We start from the raw sequence: 15,013 nt of genomic DNA on the forward strand, positions 1-15,013 counted from the left end.
CTGCCCGTGTGCTGAGGCGGGGCAGGGGCGGGAAGGAGCCCGTCTCGGTGGGGGGCGACGTCAGCAGCTGAAGGTCGCGTCGGCCCAGTCGGCGTGGTCGCTGTCGTTGCCGTCACCGGCGTCGGTCGCCACAAGCCGTACGGTCTCGGCGCCGTCGACGGCGGCGGAGATCGCCTTGGCGGAGTCGGCGGTGGTCAGGGTGCCGGTCGAGGCCGCCTTCTTGCCGTCGGCCCACACCTCGAAGGTGACGGTGCCATTCTGGTTCTTCTCGTCGTCCACGCCCACCTGCGCGGAGAACGTCGAGCACCGGCCGCCGGTGTAATACGTGATCTCGCTCGGCGCATGGGCGCCCAGGCCCTTGGCGTACGTGGTGCCGCCGATGGTCAGCTGATGGCCGTCGCCCGCCTCGCTCTCACCGACGCTGGTGTTCCGCTCCACCGGGCCCCAGCCATTGGTGGCGCTCACCCACGGCAGATCGCCCGCGGAGGAGCTCCCGGAGGGCGGTGCCACCACGACGTGGGCCGTCGAGGACAGCTCCGTACGGCCCTGCGCGCCGCTCGGAGAGCGGTAGTCGGCCCGCAGCTTCAGGTCGTACGCCCCGGGCTTGGCGCCGGCGGGCGGGGCGAGCCGCCAGTGCGTGGTCAGCGTCTTGCCGGAACCCAGCGAGGTGGCGCCGGACGGTGAGGTGGCCTTGGCGCTCCAGCCTTCCGGACCGGTGACCTTGACCGCGACCGAACGGGCAGCGCCCCGGCCGAGGTTGGTGAAGGTGGTGTCCAGCTTGGCCGGGGTCCCCGCCTCGGCCAGCGCGGTGCCCTTGAGGCCGAGGTCGGCGGCGGGCGGGTACGCGGCCCAGTTCTTGTCGGCGGAGACGCGGTAGAGCACGGTGCCATGGGCCGGGACGGTGGCCGACACGGTACCGGCGGTCTGGTAGGTCCGGTGCTGCCACAGATCGCGCAGCTTGTACGCGGGAGCCTGGGGCAGTCCGGCCTCGGCCGCCGTGGTGGCGATGTGCTGCGGCCGGTCGGTCTCGTTGAACAGGGCGATGGCGCGGCTGCCGTCCTTCATCTCCTTGGCGATCACCCAGCGCCCGTTCTGGGAGGAGAGCACCTTCCCCTGCTTGCCCAGCTGGTCCTGGTCGACGGCGATGACCTCGCTGTTGCCGAGGATCTCGTAGGTCTCGGGGGTGGCCTTGCGCAGATCGGTGCCGATCAGCAGCGGCGCGGCCATGATCGACCAGAGGGAGAAGTGGCTGCGGTACTCGGTGTCCGTCATTCCGCCGTTGCCGACCTCGAGCATGTCCGGGTCGTTCCAGTGGCCGGGGCCCGCGTATTCCGCGAGGGGCAGGTTCTGCTTGGCGATGCTCAGCATGCTGCCCCAGTTGTCACTGATGTCGCCGGTGGTGCGCCAGAGTTGGCCGACGTCCTTGGCCCACTCCCAGGGCTTGTTCTCGCCCCATTCGCAGATGCTGTAGACGATCTTGCGGCCGGTGGCCTCGGATGCTTTCTTCAGCGCTTCGCGCATGGCGCGGTAGCGCTGCTTGGCGTCGATGCCCCAGTTGTTGCAGTTGTCGTACTTGAGGTAGTCGACGCCCCAGTCGGCGAACTGCCGGGCGTCGGACTCCTCATGGCCGAGGGCTCCGGGGAAGCCGAGCCGGTCGCAGGTTTGCGTGCCCGCGCTGGTGTAGATGCCGAGCTTCAGCCCCTTCGAGTGGACGTAGTCGGCCACGCCCTTGATGCCGCCCGGGAAGCGCTTGGGGTCCGGCACCAGCTTGCCGTTGGCGTCGCGGTCGGGCAGTGCCCAGCAGTCGTCGAGGTTGACGTACTCATAGCCGGCCTTCTTCAGCCCCTTGGAGACGAAGAGGTCGGCGATGCCCTTGATCATCTCCTCGTTGAACTCATCGCGGCAGTGGGTGGAGTTCCAGTTGTTGAAACCCATCGGAGGGGTGAGGGCGAGTCCGTCCTCGGCTGCCGCGGACGATGAGGTTTCCGAGGCGGACGTTGCCGCCGTGGCCTTGGTGGCAGGGGATGGATGGGCGGCGGCGGGGACGGACAGGCCCACCGCGGTAAGGATGGCTGCTCCGAGACATCCTATGAATCTTGACCAGATCGTAGAACGAGGCGAATGGCGCACCGTACGGCTCCTCTGCTCTCGGTGCCCGTTGCGGCCTGTCATGGTCGCAACAGCTACGAGCGTTTACGGTAGAGCATGTTGGAGTCTGTTGGAAGCGAACTGATAACAGTTGCCCGATAACTCGGCAAAACCCTTGACGAGGGAGCTGCTGAGGGGTGTGATCCCTTCACTCACGTTCGTTTGTGTTGGATTTAACCTCCGTGGAGGGGGACATGGCACAGTCATCGTCAGAACATCGGATCTCCCGCCGTGCGCTGCTTCGGGGTACCGCGGCTGGAGCCGGGGCGGTCGCCCTCCCGACGCTGCTCACCGCCTGCGGCGGTCCGAGCAAGGAAGTCAAGATCGGTTCCAACGCCTCGGACGCCGTTCCGCGCAAGGCGTTCGCCGAGGTGTTCAAGGCCTACGAGAAGAAGTCCGACAAGGGCGTCAAGGTCAACACCGTTGACCACGAGTCGTTCCAGGAGAACATCAACCGCTATCTCAAGGGCACACCGGACGACGTCTTCATGTGGTTCGCCGGATACCGCATGCAGTTCTTCGCCCAGCAGGGGCTGCTCGCCGACATCAGCGACCTCTGGGAGGACTTCGACGGATTCTCCGGAGCGCTCAAGGCGCAGTCCACGGGCAAGGACGGCAAGCAGTACTTCGTGCCGTACTACTACTACCCGTGGGCGGTCTTCTACCGGAAGAGCGTCTTCGAGCAGCACGGCTACGAGATACCCAAGACCTTCGACGAGTACCGGGCCCTCGCCAAGCGCATGGACAAGGACGGCCTCGACGCCTTCGCCTTCGGCGACAAGGACGGCTGGCCGGCCATGGGTACCTTCGACTACCTCAACATGCGCGCCAATGGCTACGACTTCCATATCTCGCTGATGAGCGGAAAGGAGTCGTGGACCGATCCCAAGGTCAAAAACGTCTTCGACCTGTGGCGCGGTCTCATGCCGTACCACCAGAAGGGCGCCAACGGGCGGACCTGGCAGGAGGCGGCGCAGAGCCTGGCGCAGAAGAAGTCCGGGATGGCGGTCTTCGGACTGCCCCACCCGGGCCAGCAGTTCTCCGACGCCGACCGGTCCGACCTCGACTTCTTCCCCTTCCCGGAGATCGACTCCGCCTACGGCCAGGACGCGGTCGAGGCCCCCATCGACGGCTTCCTGCTGTCGAAGAAGTCCAAGCGGCAGAAGGAGGCCAAGGAGCTGCTGAAGTATCTCGCGACTCCGGCCGCCGAGGAGAAGTACCTGATGCGGGACCCCAACAATGTCGCGGTCCACAAGGAGGCGTCCACCTCCTCCTACAACACGCTCCAGAAGAAGGCTGCCGAACTGGTCTCCGGCGCCAAGCAGATATCCCAGTTCATGGACCGTGACACCCGCCCCGACTTCGCCTCACAGGTCATGATCCGGGCCATCCAGCAGTTCATCAACAAGCCCGACGACATCGACGGTCTCACCAAGGACATCGAGTCCCAGAAGAAGACCATCTTCGCCGCCAGCTAGGAGAATCGCGCAGTGCCGCTCAAGACCGCGCGGCGTGCCGGAGGACGGACGGGGCCGCGGAAGTTCACAGGCCGCGACCTCGCCGTCATCGGTGTGCTGCTGGGCATACCCATCCTGATCGATCTGGTCCTCATCTGGGGCCCGACCCTGGCCTCCATCGGCCTGTCCTTCACCAGTTGGGACGGAATCGGCGACATCAAGTGGGTGGGCACGGACAATTACCAGGCCCTCTTCAACGACTATCCGCCGTTCTGGCCCGCCGTTCGCAACAATCTCCTCTGGCTGGCCTTCCTCGGTCTCGTCGCCACGCCCTTCGGACTGCTGCTCGCGGTGCTCATCGACCGGGGCGTCCGCTTCAGCCGGTTCTACCAGTCCACCATCTATATGCCGGTGGTGCTCTCACTCGCCATCGTGGGCTTTATCGCGCAACTGGTCTTCTCCCGGGACCAGGGTGCGCTCAACGCCGTCCTCGGCAACAAGGACAATCCGGTGGACTGGCTCGGCGACCCCGACCTCAATATCTGGATGGTGCTCATCGCCGCGGCCTGGCGGCACACCGGGTATGTGATGATCCTCTATCTGGCCGGGCTGAAATCCGTGGATGCCTCGCTCAAGGAAGCCGCGGCGATCGACGGGGCCGGCGAGGTGCAGACGTTCTTCCGGATCGTGCTGCCCACCCTGCGGCCGGTCAATGTGATCGTCCTGGTCATCACCGTCATCGAGGCGCTGCGCGCCTTCGACATCGTTTACGCCATCAATCACGGCCGCAATGGACTCGAACTCCTCTCCGTCCTGGTCACCGACAACATCATCGGTGAGGCCAGCAGAATCGGATTCGGATCCGCCGTCGCCGTCGTCCTGCTCACCGTGTCCCTGGGATTCATCGTGACCTATCTGGTCCAGGAGCTGCGAGGGGAGAAGAAGGGATGACCGTCACCACGCCCACGGCCCCCGTACGGCCCACTGCCCCCGCGGAACCGGCCAGGCGCAAGCGTCCCCGGGTGCGTCCCGGCAGGCTCGGCGTACACGCCTTCCTGATGACCGTCTCGCTGGCCTTCCTCGCCCCGCTGCTGCTCGCCGTCTACGCGTCGCTGCGCCCGTACGAGGAGACCGCCGAACACGGCTACTTCTCGCTGCCGCGCCATTTGTCGTTCGACTACTACAAGCAGGCGTTCAGCGATTCCGGTATGGGCAAGTACTTCGTCAACTCGCTCATCATCGCGGTGCCCGGGGTGCTGTTGACGCTGTTCCTGGCCTCGTTCGTGGCCTTCGCGGTCACCCGGCTCCAGATGCGCGGCGGACTGGTGCTGCTGATGGTGTTCACGGCGGGCAATCTGCTGCCGCAGCAGGTGATCGTCACCCCGCTCTATGTGCTCTTCAACAAGATCAACCTGCCGTACTGGATGTCGGACTCGATGACGATGTACGACTCCTACTGGGCCGTGCTCGCCGTCCAGGTGGCCTTCCAGGTCGGCTTCTGCGTCTTTGTCCTCGCCAACTTCATGCGGACGCTGCCGATCGAGCTCGTCGAGGCGGCGCGGGTGGACGGCGCGGGGGTGTGGACGCAGTACTGGCGGATCACCCTCCCGCTGTGCCGCCCGGCCCTGGCGGCCCTGGGGACCTTGCAGTTCACCTGGATGTACAACGACTTCCTGTGGGCGCTGGTCTTCATCTCCAACGGGGACAAACTCCCGGTCACCTCCGCCCTGAACAACCTCCGCGGGCAGTTCTTCACCGATTACAACCTGCTGGCGGCGGGTTCGGTGATCGTGGCGCTGCCGACGGTGCTGGTCTTCCTGCTGCTCCAGCGCCATTTCATCGCCGGACTCACCCTCGGGGCCAGCAAGGGCTGAGCGGATCCCCCTTACCTCCTTCCCCTCCTTGCCCGTTCGCGCCGCCGCGGTTTCCGCGGCGGCGCGATCCGGCGGGATCCCGCACTCCGGTGCGATCGTGCGTTTCCGTGACAGGGTGATGCGGGCAACTGTCAGGAGGCGATGGAATAGGGGGAAATGTGATCGTCTGGCTGAACGGTGCGTTCGGCGCGGGCAAGACCGCCACGGCCCGCGAGTTGGTGGACTTCATGCCCGGCAGCACGTTCTACGACCCGGAGCTGGTCGGCAACGGTCTGCGGATGCTGCTGCCCCGCAAGCGCTGGGAGGAGGTGTCCGACTACCAGGACCTGCCCTCCTGGCGGCGGCTGGTCGTGGACACCGGAGCGGCTCTGATCGCGGAGGTCGGGGGTCCGCTGGTGGTCCCGATGACGGTCCTCAGACAGGAGTACCGGGATGAGATCTTCGGTGGCTTCGCCGCCCGTCGGATACCGGTCCGGCATGTCCTGCTGCACACCGATGAAACGATCCTTCGCGAGCGAATAGCCAAGCGCGAGGAGATCCCGGGCGACACGGACGCCAGCGAGTCCGTCCGCCGCTGGTGTCTGGATCACCTCGCGCCCTACCGCGCCGCCCTGGGCTGGCTGACCACCGACGCCCATGTCGTGGACACCACCGGGCTCACCCCGCGTCAGACGGCCGCGCATATCGCGGACGCCGTGCGCGACGGCGCCGGGAACTGCGACATCGTGCAGACCCCCGAGCCGACGGCCGCCACCCTGGCGGCCGGGGTACTGCTCTTCGACGAGGACGACCGGGTGCTGCTCGTCGACCCCACCTACAAGCCCGGATGGGAGTTCCCCGGCGGAGTGGTCGAGCCGGGCGAGCCCCCGATGTGCGCCGGGGTGCGCGAGGTCACCGAGGAACTCGGGGTCCGGCTCGACGCCCCGCTGCGGCTGCTGGTCGCCGACTGGGAGCGGCCCCAGCCGCCCGGATTCGGCGGTCTGCGGCTGCTGTTCGACGGCGACCGCCTCACCACGGAGGCCGCGCGCGAACTGCAACTGCCCGGCTCCGAACTGCGCGGCTGGCGCTTCGTCACCGAGAGCGAGGCCGCCGGGCTGCTGCCCCCGGTACGCCTGCACCGCCTGCGCTGGGCGCTGCGCGCCCGCGAACAGGGCTGCCCCCTCTACCTCGAGGCGGGCGTCCCCGCGGGCCGCCCCCTGGACGCGGCGACTCTGGAAGCCACGTTGGCCGACTCGTCGGCCCATCCGCCGGTCCACCCGCCTGCTGGCCCGCCGGCCGACCCGGCCGGAGTGCCGCGCCCGGCGGGCTGAGGGGCGGGCTGACCGCGGCTGGCTGGGTCCCTGGGGGCGGGTGTGAGGTGGCGGGGGCCGTGTGGGTGACCGGAGCGCCGCAAGTCATCTGGCGCTGGGCGGGGTTGAGTCGTGGTGGCCGAATCGGGCCGACGGTCGGCCCGGCCGGGGCGGGCCGAGCGCGACCGGCTGAGGCGACCGGGCCCCGGCTGACCCGGCCGGAGTGTCGGACCGGCGCGCCGCACGTCTGCGCCCGCCCGGCGGACTCGACGGCGTATCCGGTGCACCCTCGCCGGTGAGCTGGACCGCCACTCCGGCGGCCAGTGGAGTGGCGATCCGGCGCTGGTGACCAGACCGCAGCCGAGCAGTTCGCCGAAGGCTCGCGCCCCCAAGTGGCCTGGCGCCGAGCCGGGTTGGGCCGTGGTGACCGAATCGGGCCGACGGTCGGCCCGGCCTTGGGCGCTGGTTCCGGCCGCCACGGCGGGCGGCTCACGCCGTCCGGCCGGGCGGCCGGGCGGCCGGAACCGCCTGAGGGCGGGCCGGCCGCGCGTGGGCCTAGCGCTTGCCCGCCGCGTACGCCGTCAGGAACAGCGCTTCCGTGAGCGAGAGTTTCTCCAACTCCTCCGGCGAGACGCTCTCGTTGACCGCGTGGATCTGCGCCTCGGGCTCGCTCAGCCCGATCAGCAGAATCTCCGCCTCCGGATAGAGCGAGGAGAGCGTGTTGCACAGCGGAATCGAGCCACCCTGACCCGCCGTCGCCATCTCCTGGCCGTCGTACGCCACGCGCATCGCCACCCGCATCGCCTCGTACGCCGGGCTGCTGGTGTCCGCGCGGAACGGCTGGCCCTCGCCGATCTGCTCCACCGCGACCCTGGCCCCCCACGGCGCCGCGGCCCGGAGGTGCTCGGACAGCAGCCGGTTCGCCTCGCTCGCTGCCACCCCCGGCGGTACCCGCAGGCTCACCAGCGCCCGCGCGCTCGCCTGCACCGAGGGGGTCGCGCCGATCACGGGCGGGCAGTCGATGCCCAGCACCGTGACGGCCGGGCGCATCCAGATGCGGTCCGCGACCGTGCCCGCGCCGATCAGCTCGACCCCGTCCAGCACCTTGGCGTCCTTGCGGAAGTCCTCCTCCTCATACGTCAGTCCCTCCCACACCGCGTCCGACGCCAGGCCCTCGACCGCCGTCGAACCGTCCTCGGCGCGCAGCGAGTCCAGCATCCGGATCAGCGCGGCGAGCGCGTCCGGGGCCGCCCCGCCGAACTGGCCGGAGTGCAGATTGCCTTCGAGGGTGTCCACCGATACCCGCAGCAGCGTCATCCCGCGCAGTGTGGCCGTGACCGTGGGCAGCCCGACCCGGAAGTTCCCCGCGTCGCCGATCACGATCGTGTCGGCGGCCAGCAGTTCCGGATGCGCCTCCGCGTAGCGTTCCAGACCGCCGGTGCCCTGCTCCTCCGAACCCTCCACGATCACCTTGACGTTGACCGGGACACCGCCGTGCTCCTTGAGTGCGCGCAGGGCGGTGAGGTGCATGATCAAGCCACCTTTACAGTCCGCCGCGCCGCGTCCGTACCAGCGGCCGTCGCGGTCGGTCAGTTCGAACGGCGGGGTGAGCCAGGCGTCCTCGTCCAGCGGTGGCTGCACGTCGTAATGCGCGTAGAGCAGCACGGTCGGCGCGCCCGCCGGGCCGGGCAGCAGGCCGTAGACGGACTGGGTGCCGTCGGGGGTGTCCAGCAGCGCCACGTCCCGGAAACCCTCTGCCTCCAGGGCCTCCACCACCCATCTCGCGGCGGCCTCGCACTCACTGCGCGGAAACTGCGCCGGGTCCGCGACCGACTTGAACGCCACCAATTCGGCCAGTTCCCGCTTGGCGCGCGGCTGGAGGGCGGCGACGGTCGCGGCGAGCGCTGTGTGGTCCGCTTGGTCCGCGGCCGGAAGGTGTGGTGCCTGCTCCATGGGGGACACTCCTGTGCTGTGATGGGCACGTGTGTACGGCTTGATCCGGTGCCGCGATCATCCCACAGCGAGGTCACGCACCACCGCGCCGTAGGATGCGAACGGTGGGGGAACGCAGGGTGATCAGGTCGGCCGAGTGGGAGCGGAAGCACACGTGAGCAGCGACAACACGGACCGGAACGGGGAGTCCCCGGCAGAGCCTTCGGCAGCGCCAGGCGACGAGTCGGTGTGGGACGTGGTGGTGGTCGGCGCGGGCCCCGCGGGTGCCTCGGCCGCCTACGCCGCCGCCTGCGCGGGACGCCGGGTGCTGCTGCTGGAGAAGGCCGAACTACCCCGCTACAAGACCTGCGGCGGCGGCATCATCGGTCCGTCCCGCGAAGCCCTTCCGCCGGGCTTCGAACTGCCGCTGCGCGAGCGGGTGCACGCGGTGACGTTCTCGATGAACGGCAAGCTTTCCCGTACCCGCCGCTCCAAGCAGGCCCTCTTCGGCCTCATCAACCGGCCGGAGTTCGACGCCGGTCTGGTCGAGGCGGCCAAGGACGCGGGCGCCCGGGTGCGCACCGGTGCCGCCGTCACCCGCGTCGAACAGCACGGCCCCTCGGTGCCGGACCGCCGCACCGTCGCCGTGGTGCTCGCCGACGGCGAGACGCTGCTCGCGCGTGCCGTGGTGGGCGCGGACGGCAGCGCCAGCCGCATAGGAGCCCATGTCGGGGTGAAGCTGGACCAGGTGGACCTCGGTCTCGAGGTCGAGATCCCGGTCCCGCCGCCCGTCGCGGAGGACTGGGCCGGGCGGGTGCTCATCGACTGGGGCCCCATGCCCGGGAGTTATGGGTGGGTTTTCCCCAAGGGCGACACCCTGACCGTCGGCGTCATCTCCGCGCGCGGCGAAGGCGCCGGGACCAAGCGCTATCTCGAGGACTTCATCGCCCGGCTCGGCCTGGCCGGATTCGAACCGAGCATCTCCTCCGGCCATCTCACCCGCTGCCGATCCGAAGACTCCCCGCTCTCCCGCGGCCGGGTGCTGGTGTGCGGGGACGCGGCCGGTCTGCTGGAGCCGTGGACCCGCGAGGGCATCTCCTTCGCCTTGCGCTCGGGGCGCCTCGCGGGTGAGTGGGCGGTCCGGATCGCCGAGGCCCACGACGCGGTCGACGCCCGCCGCCAGGCCCTGAACTACGCCTTCGCGATCAAGGCGGGGCTGGGGGTGGAGATGGGTGTCGGGCGCCGGATGTACGCGGCCTTCGCCCGCCGCCCCGGGGTCTTCCACGCGGCGCTCACCGGATTCCGCCCGGCCTGGCGCGCGTTCACCAAGATCACCCGCGGCACCACGACCCTCGCCGAGCTCGTCCGCACCCACCCGACAGCGCGCCGCGCCCTGATGGCGATGGACCGCGGCTAGCGGGGGTTTACTTCCGCGCCGGGTGGCGCCGGGTGGCGCCGGGCAGCCGGGACGCCCTGCTCCTGTGCCGCGGGCCGCGCGCCCCGCCGGGGGCTACTCCCGGGGGAGTACGCCGGGCCACCGCGTTCGGTGGACGACGCGGCAGGTCGGAGCCGTCTAGCGTGGCGGTATGCACGATTCACCGGGGGAACGCGACCCGCGCCGCGGGCCGGCCGGAGGGCGGGACCGCGACGCCGCCGCCGGGCTCGCCGCGGCGGACCCGGCGGACGGGGCCGCGCACACAAGCGGGGGTACGGGCTGCGGGCCCGCAGATGGCGCCACCGGGTCCGGCACGGCCGGATCGGGGCGGCGGTGGCCGCCGTATGGCCATCGCCCCTTCGGGCCGCCTTGGCTGCGCGGCCGGGCGCCGTGGTGGGCCGGGGAGGGGGAGGAGCCATCGGGTGGCGGGCGGCTGCCGTGGCGCTCCTCGGTCGCCGTCGCGGTCGTCCAACTCGTCGGCACCCGGTTCGCCGCGCACGATCAGCCCGCCCGGCCGGACCTCGGTCCGTTCGCCATCGCGCTGCTGCTCGCCGGGCCCGCGCTGCTGCTCGTACGTCATCGGCACCCGCGCCTGGCGGTGTTCGGCACGGCGGTGGTGGCCCTGGTCTACCTCGGCGCCGGATATCCGTACGGCCCGGTGTTCCTCAGCGTGGCCATCGCCTGTCTGGCCGCGGTCGCCGCGGGGCGGCGGATCGCGGCCTGGAGTGCGCTGGGGCTGCTGTGGGCGGGGCATCTGCTGATCGGGCACTGGCTCTACCGCTGGCTGCCACCGTCCGGCGACGGTCCGGCCTCCTGGGGGCTGGAGCTGGGGGTCGCGGCCTGGGCGACGGCGATCGTCGCCGCGTCCGAACTCGTCCGCGTACGGCGTGAGCAGTGGGCCCGGGAGCGGGCCGAGCGGGCGGCGGCGGCGCGCCGCCGGGCCGATGAGGAGCGGCTGCGGATCGCCCGTGAGCTGCACGACGTCCTCGCCCACAGCATCTCGGTCATCAACGTCCAGGCGGGGGTGGGCCTCGCCCTCCTCGACCAGGACCCCGAGCAGGCCCGTACCGCGCTGACCACCATCAAGGCGGCCAGCAAGGAGGCGCTGGGCGAGGTCCGGCAGGTGCTGGACACCCTGCGGACCTCCGGCGCCGCGCCGCGTTCGCCCGCGCCCGGTCTGGACCGACTCGGCGAGCTGACCGAGCAGGCGGCGAGCGCGGGGCTGACGGTGGAGCTGGCGGAGGAGGGCCGACGCGCCGCGCTGCCACCGGGCACCGATCTCGCCGCGTTCCGGATCGTCCAGGAGGCGCTGACGAATATCGTCCGCCACTCCGGCTCGCGGACGGCCCGGGTCCGGCTCCGCTGGTCCCCGGATGAGCTGGAGTTGCGGGTGGACGACGACGGCCCGGCCACCACGGACGGTGCCGGGGAGGGAACGACGCGCGGTACGGCGGGCGGTGGCAACGGCCTGGTCGGCATGCGCGAGCGGGCCGCGGCCTTCGGCGGCACCGTCGAGGCGGGCCCGCGCCCGGACGGCGGCTTCCGCGTCCTCGCCCGCATCCCGCTGGGCCGTCCGGCCGGTACGGTGGCGGCCACGCCGGAGGAGGAGGGACCGTGAACGGGGTGAGCCGGGTGATCCGCGTCATTCTCGCCGACGACCAGGTGCTGGTCCGCGCGGGCTTCCGCGCCCTGCTGTCCGCGCAGCCGGACATCGAGGTGGTCGGCGAGGCCGCCGACGGTCAACAGGCGCTGGCCCTGGTGCGCGAGCAGCGCCCGGACGTCGTCCTGATGGACATCCGGATGCCGCTGCTCGACGGGCTGGCCGCGACCCGCGGGATCACCGAGGACCCCGCGCTGGGGGAGGTGAAGGTGGTCATGCTGACCACCTTCGAACTCGACGAGTACGTCTTCGAGGCGATCCGCGCGGGTGCCTCCGGCTTCCTCGTCAAGGACACCGAACCGGATGAACTGCTCCGCGCCGTACGGGCCGTCGTCGAGGGCGACGCCCTGCTGTCGCCCGGGGTCACCCGCCGGCTGATCGCCGAGTTCGCGGCCCGTTCCAAGGCGCCCGCGCCCGCCTCGGTGCTCGCGGAGCTGACCGAGCGGGAGCGCGAGGTGATGGCCCTGGTCGGTATCGGACTGTCCAACGAGGAGATCGCCCGCCGTCTGGTCGTCAGCCCACTGACTGCCAAGACCCATGTGAGCCGCACGATGGTGAAGCTGGGCGCCCGCGACCGCGCCCAACTGGTCGTCCTCGCCTATGAGTCCGGCCTGGTCCGGCCGGGCTGGCTGGGCTGAGCCCGCCCACTCGGCTGAACCGGGCCGGCTGAGCTGAGCCGGACCGCGTCAGAACAGGGCGTCGGGGCCCTCGGACTCCCGCTCCGGCGCGATCACCGGTGCCGAGGTCGCGGAGTGTGGCGGGGCGGAGGCGAGTTGGCGACCCGCCAGGTGGCGGGCGTCCAGCAGCAGGGCGCGGCCGTCCGTCGCGGTCAGGTGGATATCGGGGCCCGCGACGGCGTCGATACGGCCGGCCACTGTGCTGTCGGCGGTGATCCGCAGCACGCCGTCCAGCCGCCGTACCCGGTCCAGGTGGAAGACGGCGTCGTGGTGGACGGGGGCGAAGTCCGCGACGGTGAGCGACTCCGGCAGACCGGGCAGCGCGCGGGCCCGGCCGTGCAGGGCAGCCAGCCCGGCGGCGCGCCGCTCCGGAGCCGGCGGTGTTTCGCGCGCGGCCCGCTTGGCGGCGTAGGGGAAGCGGTCCGGGACCCCGAGCGCGGCACCCAGCACGGCTTCGGCGCGGCGCGCGGCCATGAGCGGACCGCGGCCGAGCAGGGCGTAGGAGAGCGCCGCCTGCTCCAGCAGCCGTACGCCCCCGCGCTCGGCCGCGGTGATCCCGACCTTGATCAGCTCCGGGCCGAACCAGGCGAGGTAGACGTCGTACGGGCGGGGATCATCGGTACGGGTGTCGGCGGCCACCGAGTACGAGCGGTCCAGTCGTGCGCACTCCGGGCACTGTGCCGAGACGGCCGACGCGGCCACCTCGGCACCGGCCGGGCAGGGGGTGTGCCGGTCGCCCCGGCGCACCCCGACGCAGCGGCGCCGCGCACCGGTGGTGAAGGCGAGCGGACGGTCCGGGCCCAGCGGGGAGATCCGCTCACCGCGGACCGGATGGCGCCACACCAGCGCGGCCCCGGAACGGTCCCAGCGCGGTCCGGCACAGCACCACCGGTCCCGGTCCTCCTCGGTCATCCACGCCTCTTGTGGGGCTGCCACCACAGGACCTGGACGACGCGGAGGGCAAATCCGGCGGCGGCCACCACCCCGGCGGTCCGTACCCAGACCGCTTCATGGCCGTCGCCCAGTCCGCCGAAGAGCACGGGGCCCGCGAGGGCGAAGAACAGGACGACGGCCAGCAGACCGCCGGTGACCAGGGCGAAGACGAGCTCCACGGTGAGCGCGTCGCGGTCGCTCTGACGACGGGGTCCGGTCATCCAGTCCTCACTGAGGTCGGTCGGGTGGCATCACGCGGTGCCGGTCGGGTGCTCCTCATGACGCTTACGGCGCACATAGAGCTGCTTGCGTACGCGTGCCACGACCGTACCGTCGGCGGCGACCACATCGTTCTCGAACCAGGGCAACGCCTTGCCGCCGTCCGCCGTGGCGGCGCGGATCTCGTCGAGCCGGTCCTCGGTGAGCTTGAACTCGGCGAAGACGTCTCCGCGGCCCGGCGAGACGAACTCGATCTCCCCGGCCTTGTCCCAGACGATGTAGTCCCGCCCGAGGCGGTTCATCGTCAGCAGCATCCAGAAGGGGTCGCCCATCGCGAACAGCGAGCCGCCGAAGTGGGTGCCCACATAGTTGCGGTTGTGGCGGTGCAGCCGCAGCCGGACCCGTGCGTTGCTCCAGTCGTCGGCGAGGTGCAGCACCCGCACACCGGCGAAGAGGTAGGGCGGCCACATGTTCATTCCGTGGCGCAGGGTCCGTGCGGACAGCGATCGACGAGACATGGCGGGAAGCTAACATGTTTTGTTACTCACCGGTAACTCCATTTCCGATGTCGTCGCTCACTCTCAGATGGCCCCGCGCTCCTGCCACAGCCGGGCCGGCTCCGGATCGCCGGTGGTGCTCAGCGCGCTGAGTGGCAGCCGGTTCCACAGGGCGAAATAGAGCGTGGCGACCGGCCCGGAGAGCTCGCAGTCCGCCATCCCGTCGTCATGGCGCTCGGTGCGGGGAACCCCGTCGGACAGCCACACCGTCCACACCGCGTCATGGTCGGTGGCCCGCAGCCGGAGGGTGCGCGGGGAGTCCGTACGCATCCCGCTCCGCTCCCGGGCATGGAATCCGGCCAGCAGCTCATCGAGTCCGTCGGCGGCGAAGGCCGAGGTGACGGACGAGGGCTCCAGGCCCCGCGCCGATTCGGCGTCGGCCCGGTGGATCGCCGTCTCATGGGCCTGTCGCCGGGCCCAGAATGCCAGCGGGGAGGGTGCGGGCAGAAAGGTGAAGCACTTCAGCTGTGGATCGGCGGTGCGCAGCGCCTCGACCAGGGTGCGATGGCCTTCGCGGAACCACTCCAGCAACGCGTCGCCGTCCAGCTGGGGTTCGGGGGGAAAGGTCGCCTGCGACGGCTCCGTCACGCCCTCGGTGACGATCCGGGTCGCCCAGCGGTGCACCCGCCCCAGATGGCTCAGCAGGTCGCGGACGCGCCACTCGGGGCAGGTGGGTACCGGGGCGTCGGCCCCGGCCGCGGCCGCGGCGTCGGCCAGCAGGTGTCCCTCGCGGTTCAGGCTGTCGATCAGCTCACTGATGTCCATGTCGGGATTCTGCCAGGGGCCACCGACAACCGGGCCGCCCGGCAGATGTGTGCCGGGCGGTGGACCG

At 70.7% G+C, this 15,013-nt stretch carries 13 protein-coding genes; 7 read left to right on the top strand and 6 right to left on the bottom strand.

Annotated elements, in window-relative coordinates:
- Positions 1 to 60: 60 nt before the first annotated feature.
- The gene (locus JK363_RS08645; protein WP_372444729.1) at positions 61 to 2,130 is read right to left on the bottom strand and encodes an NPCBM/NEW2 domain-containing protein; all 2,070 of its coding nucleotides are present in this window, start codon (positions 2,128 to 2,130) and stop codon (positions 61 to 63) included.
- Positions 2,131 to 2,342: 212 nt separating this feature from the next.
- Here JK363_RS08645 and JK363_RS08650 point away from each other — a divergent pair, with 212 nt between their 5' ends.
- The 4 genes from JK363_RS08650 to JK363_RS08665 all read left to right on the top strand — a co-directional run bounded on the left by JK363_RS08650 (position 2,343) and on the right by JK363_RS08665 (position 6,789).
- On the top strand, positions 2,343 to 3,626 hold the full coding sequence (locus JK363_RS08650) for an ABC transporter substrate-binding protein (RefSeq protein ID WP_201873454.1): 1,284 nt from the start codon (positions 2,343 to 2,345) through the stop codon (positions 3,624 to 3,626).
- Positions 3,627 to 3,638: 12 nt separating this feature from the next.
- Positions 3,639 to 4,556, top strand: coding sequence for a carbohydrate ABC transporter permease (locus tag JK363_RS08655; RefSeq protein ID WP_201873456.1), 918 nt, complete (start codon positions 3,639 to 3,641; stop codon positions 4,554 to 4,556).
- Entirely contained in the window at positions 4,553 to 5,479 is a 927-nt protein-coding gene (locus JK363_RS08660; RefSeq protein WP_201873458.1) for a carbohydrate ABC transporter permease, read from the top strand. The genes JK363_RS08655 and JK363_RS08660 overlap by 4 nt, the downstream gene beginning before the upstream one ends.
- A gap of 158 nt (positions 5,480 to 5,637) precedes the next feature.
- Positions 5,638 to 6,789, top strand: coding sequence for an NUDIX hydrolase (locus JK363_RS08665; protein ID WP_307821651.1), 1,152 nt, complete (start codon positions 5,638 to 5,640; stop codon positions 6,787 to 6,789).
- A gap of 534 nt (positions 6,790 to 7,323) precedes the next feature.
- On the opposite strand, the gene JK363_RS08670 is transcribed toward JK363_RS08665, so the two are convergent.
- Positions 7,324 to 8,721: a dipeptidase gene (locus JK363_RS08670; RefSeq protein ID WP_201873460.1), complete on the bottom strand. Its 1,398-nt coding sequence runs from the start codon at positions 8,719 to 8,721 to the stop codon at positions 7,324 to 7,326.
- Positions 8,722 to 8,947: 226 nt separating this feature from the next.
- Here JK363_RS08670 and JK363_RS08675 point away from each other — a divergent pair, with 226 nt between their 5' ends.
- The 3 genes from JK363_RS08675 (at position 8,948) to JK363_RS08685 (ending at position 12,433) form a co-directional block, all read left to right on the top strand.
- Complete coding sequence (locus JK363_RS08675) at positions 8,948 to 10,117, top strand: geranylgeranyl reductase family protein (protein ID WP_201873749.1); 1,170 nt, start codon at positions 8,948 to 8,950, stop codon at positions 10,115 to 10,117.
- Positions 10,118 to 10,286: 169 nt separating this feature from the next.
- Positions 10,287 to 11,753 (top strand): sensor histidine kinase, encoded by a 1,467-nt coding sequence (locus tag JK363_RS08680; protein WP_236075626.1) that lies wholly within the window; start codon positions 10,287 to 10,289, stop codon positions 11,751 to 11,753.
- A 14-nt stretch (positions 11,754 to 11,767) separates the two neighbouring features.
- Complete coding sequence (locus JK363_RS08685) at positions 11,768 to 12,433, top strand: response regulator transcription factor (RefSeq protein ID WP_201873752.1); 666 nt, start codon at positions 11,768 to 11,770, stop codon at positions 12,431 to 12,433.
- A gap of 48 nt (positions 12,434 to 12,481) precedes the next feature.
- Here JK363_RS08685 and JK363_RS08690 read toward each other — a convergent pair whose 3' ends face one another.
- The 4 genes from JK363_RS08690 to JK363_RS08705 all read right to left on the bottom strand — a co-directional run bounded on the left by JK363_RS08690 (position 12,482) and on the right by JK363_RS08705 (position 14,946).
- The gene (locus tag JK363_RS08690; RefSeq protein WP_201873462.1) at positions 12,482 to 13,384 is read right to left on the bottom strand and encodes a DUF2797 domain-containing protein; all 903 of its coding nucleotides are present in this window, start codon (positions 13,382 to 13,384) and stop codon (positions 12,482 to 12,484) included.
- Complete coding sequence (locus tag JK363_RS08695; RefSeq protein WP_201873464.1) at positions 13,381 to 13,626, bottom strand: DUF6332 family protein; 246 nt, start codon at positions 13,624 to 13,626, stop codon at positions 13,381 to 13,383. Before JK363_RS08695 ends, JK363_RS08690 begins: the two co-directional genes overlap by 4 nt.
- A 30-nt stretch (positions 13,627 to 13,656) precedes the next feature.
- On the bottom strand, positions 13,657 to 14,142 hold the full coding sequence (locus JK363_RS08700) for a DUF4442 domain-containing protein (protein ID WP_201873466.1): 486 nt from the start codon (positions 14,140 to 14,142) through the stop codon (positions 13,657 to 13,659).
- 63 nt (positions 14,143 to 14,205) lie between these two features.
- Positions 14,206 to 14,946 carry a maleylpyruvate isomerase family mycothiol-dependent enzyme gene (locus tag JK363_RS08705; RefSeq protein ID WP_201873468.1) on the bottom strand — a complete coding sequence of 247 codons (741 nt, stop codon included), beginning with the start codon at positions 14,944 to 14,946 and terminating at the stop codon, positions 14,206 to 14,208.
- Between the last annotated feature and the right edge of the window lie 67 nt (positions 14,947 to 15,013).

The sequence above is a fragment of the Streptomyces coffeae genome (assembly GCF_016741875.1).
GTDB lineage: Bacteria > Actinomycetota > Actinomycetes > Streptomycetales > Streptomycetaceae > Streptomyces > Streptomyces coffeae.

Excerpts from the sequence above, each read along its gene's own strand:
- JK363_RS08695 (WP_201873464.1), bottom strand. The coding sequence starts at position 13,626 with ATGACCGGACCCCGTCGTCAGAGCGACCGCGACGCGCTCACCGTGGAG.
- JK363_RS08700 (WP_201873466.1), bottom strand. The coding sequence starts at position 14,142 with ATGTCTCGTCGATCGCTGTCCGCACGGACCCTGCGCCACGGAATGAAC.
- JK363_RS08670 (WP_201873460.1), bottom strand. The coding sequence starts at position 8,721 with ATGGAGCAGGCACCACACCTTCCGGCCGCGGACCAAGCGGACCACACA.
- JK363_RS08680 (WP_236075626.1), top strand. The coding sequence starts at position 10,287 with ATGCACGATTCACCGGGGGAACGCGACCCGCGCCGCGGGCCGGCCGGA.
- JK363_RS08705 (WP_201873468.1), bottom strand. The coding sequence starts at position 14,946 with ATGGACATCAGTGAGCTGATCGACAGCCTGAACCGCGAGGGACACCTG.
- JK363_RS08690 (WP_201873462.1), bottom strand. The coding sequence starts at position 13,384 with ATGACCGAGGAGGACCGGGACCGGTGGTGCTGTGCCGGACCGCGCTGG.
- JK363_RS08660 (WP_201873458.1), top strand. The coding sequence starts at position 4,553 with ATGACCGTCACCACGCCCACGGCCCCCGTACGGCCCACTGCCCCCGCG.
- JK363_RS08650 (WP_201873454.1), top strand. The coding sequence starts at position 2,343 with ATGGCACAGTCATCGTCAGAACATCGGATCTCCCGCCGTGCGCTGCTT.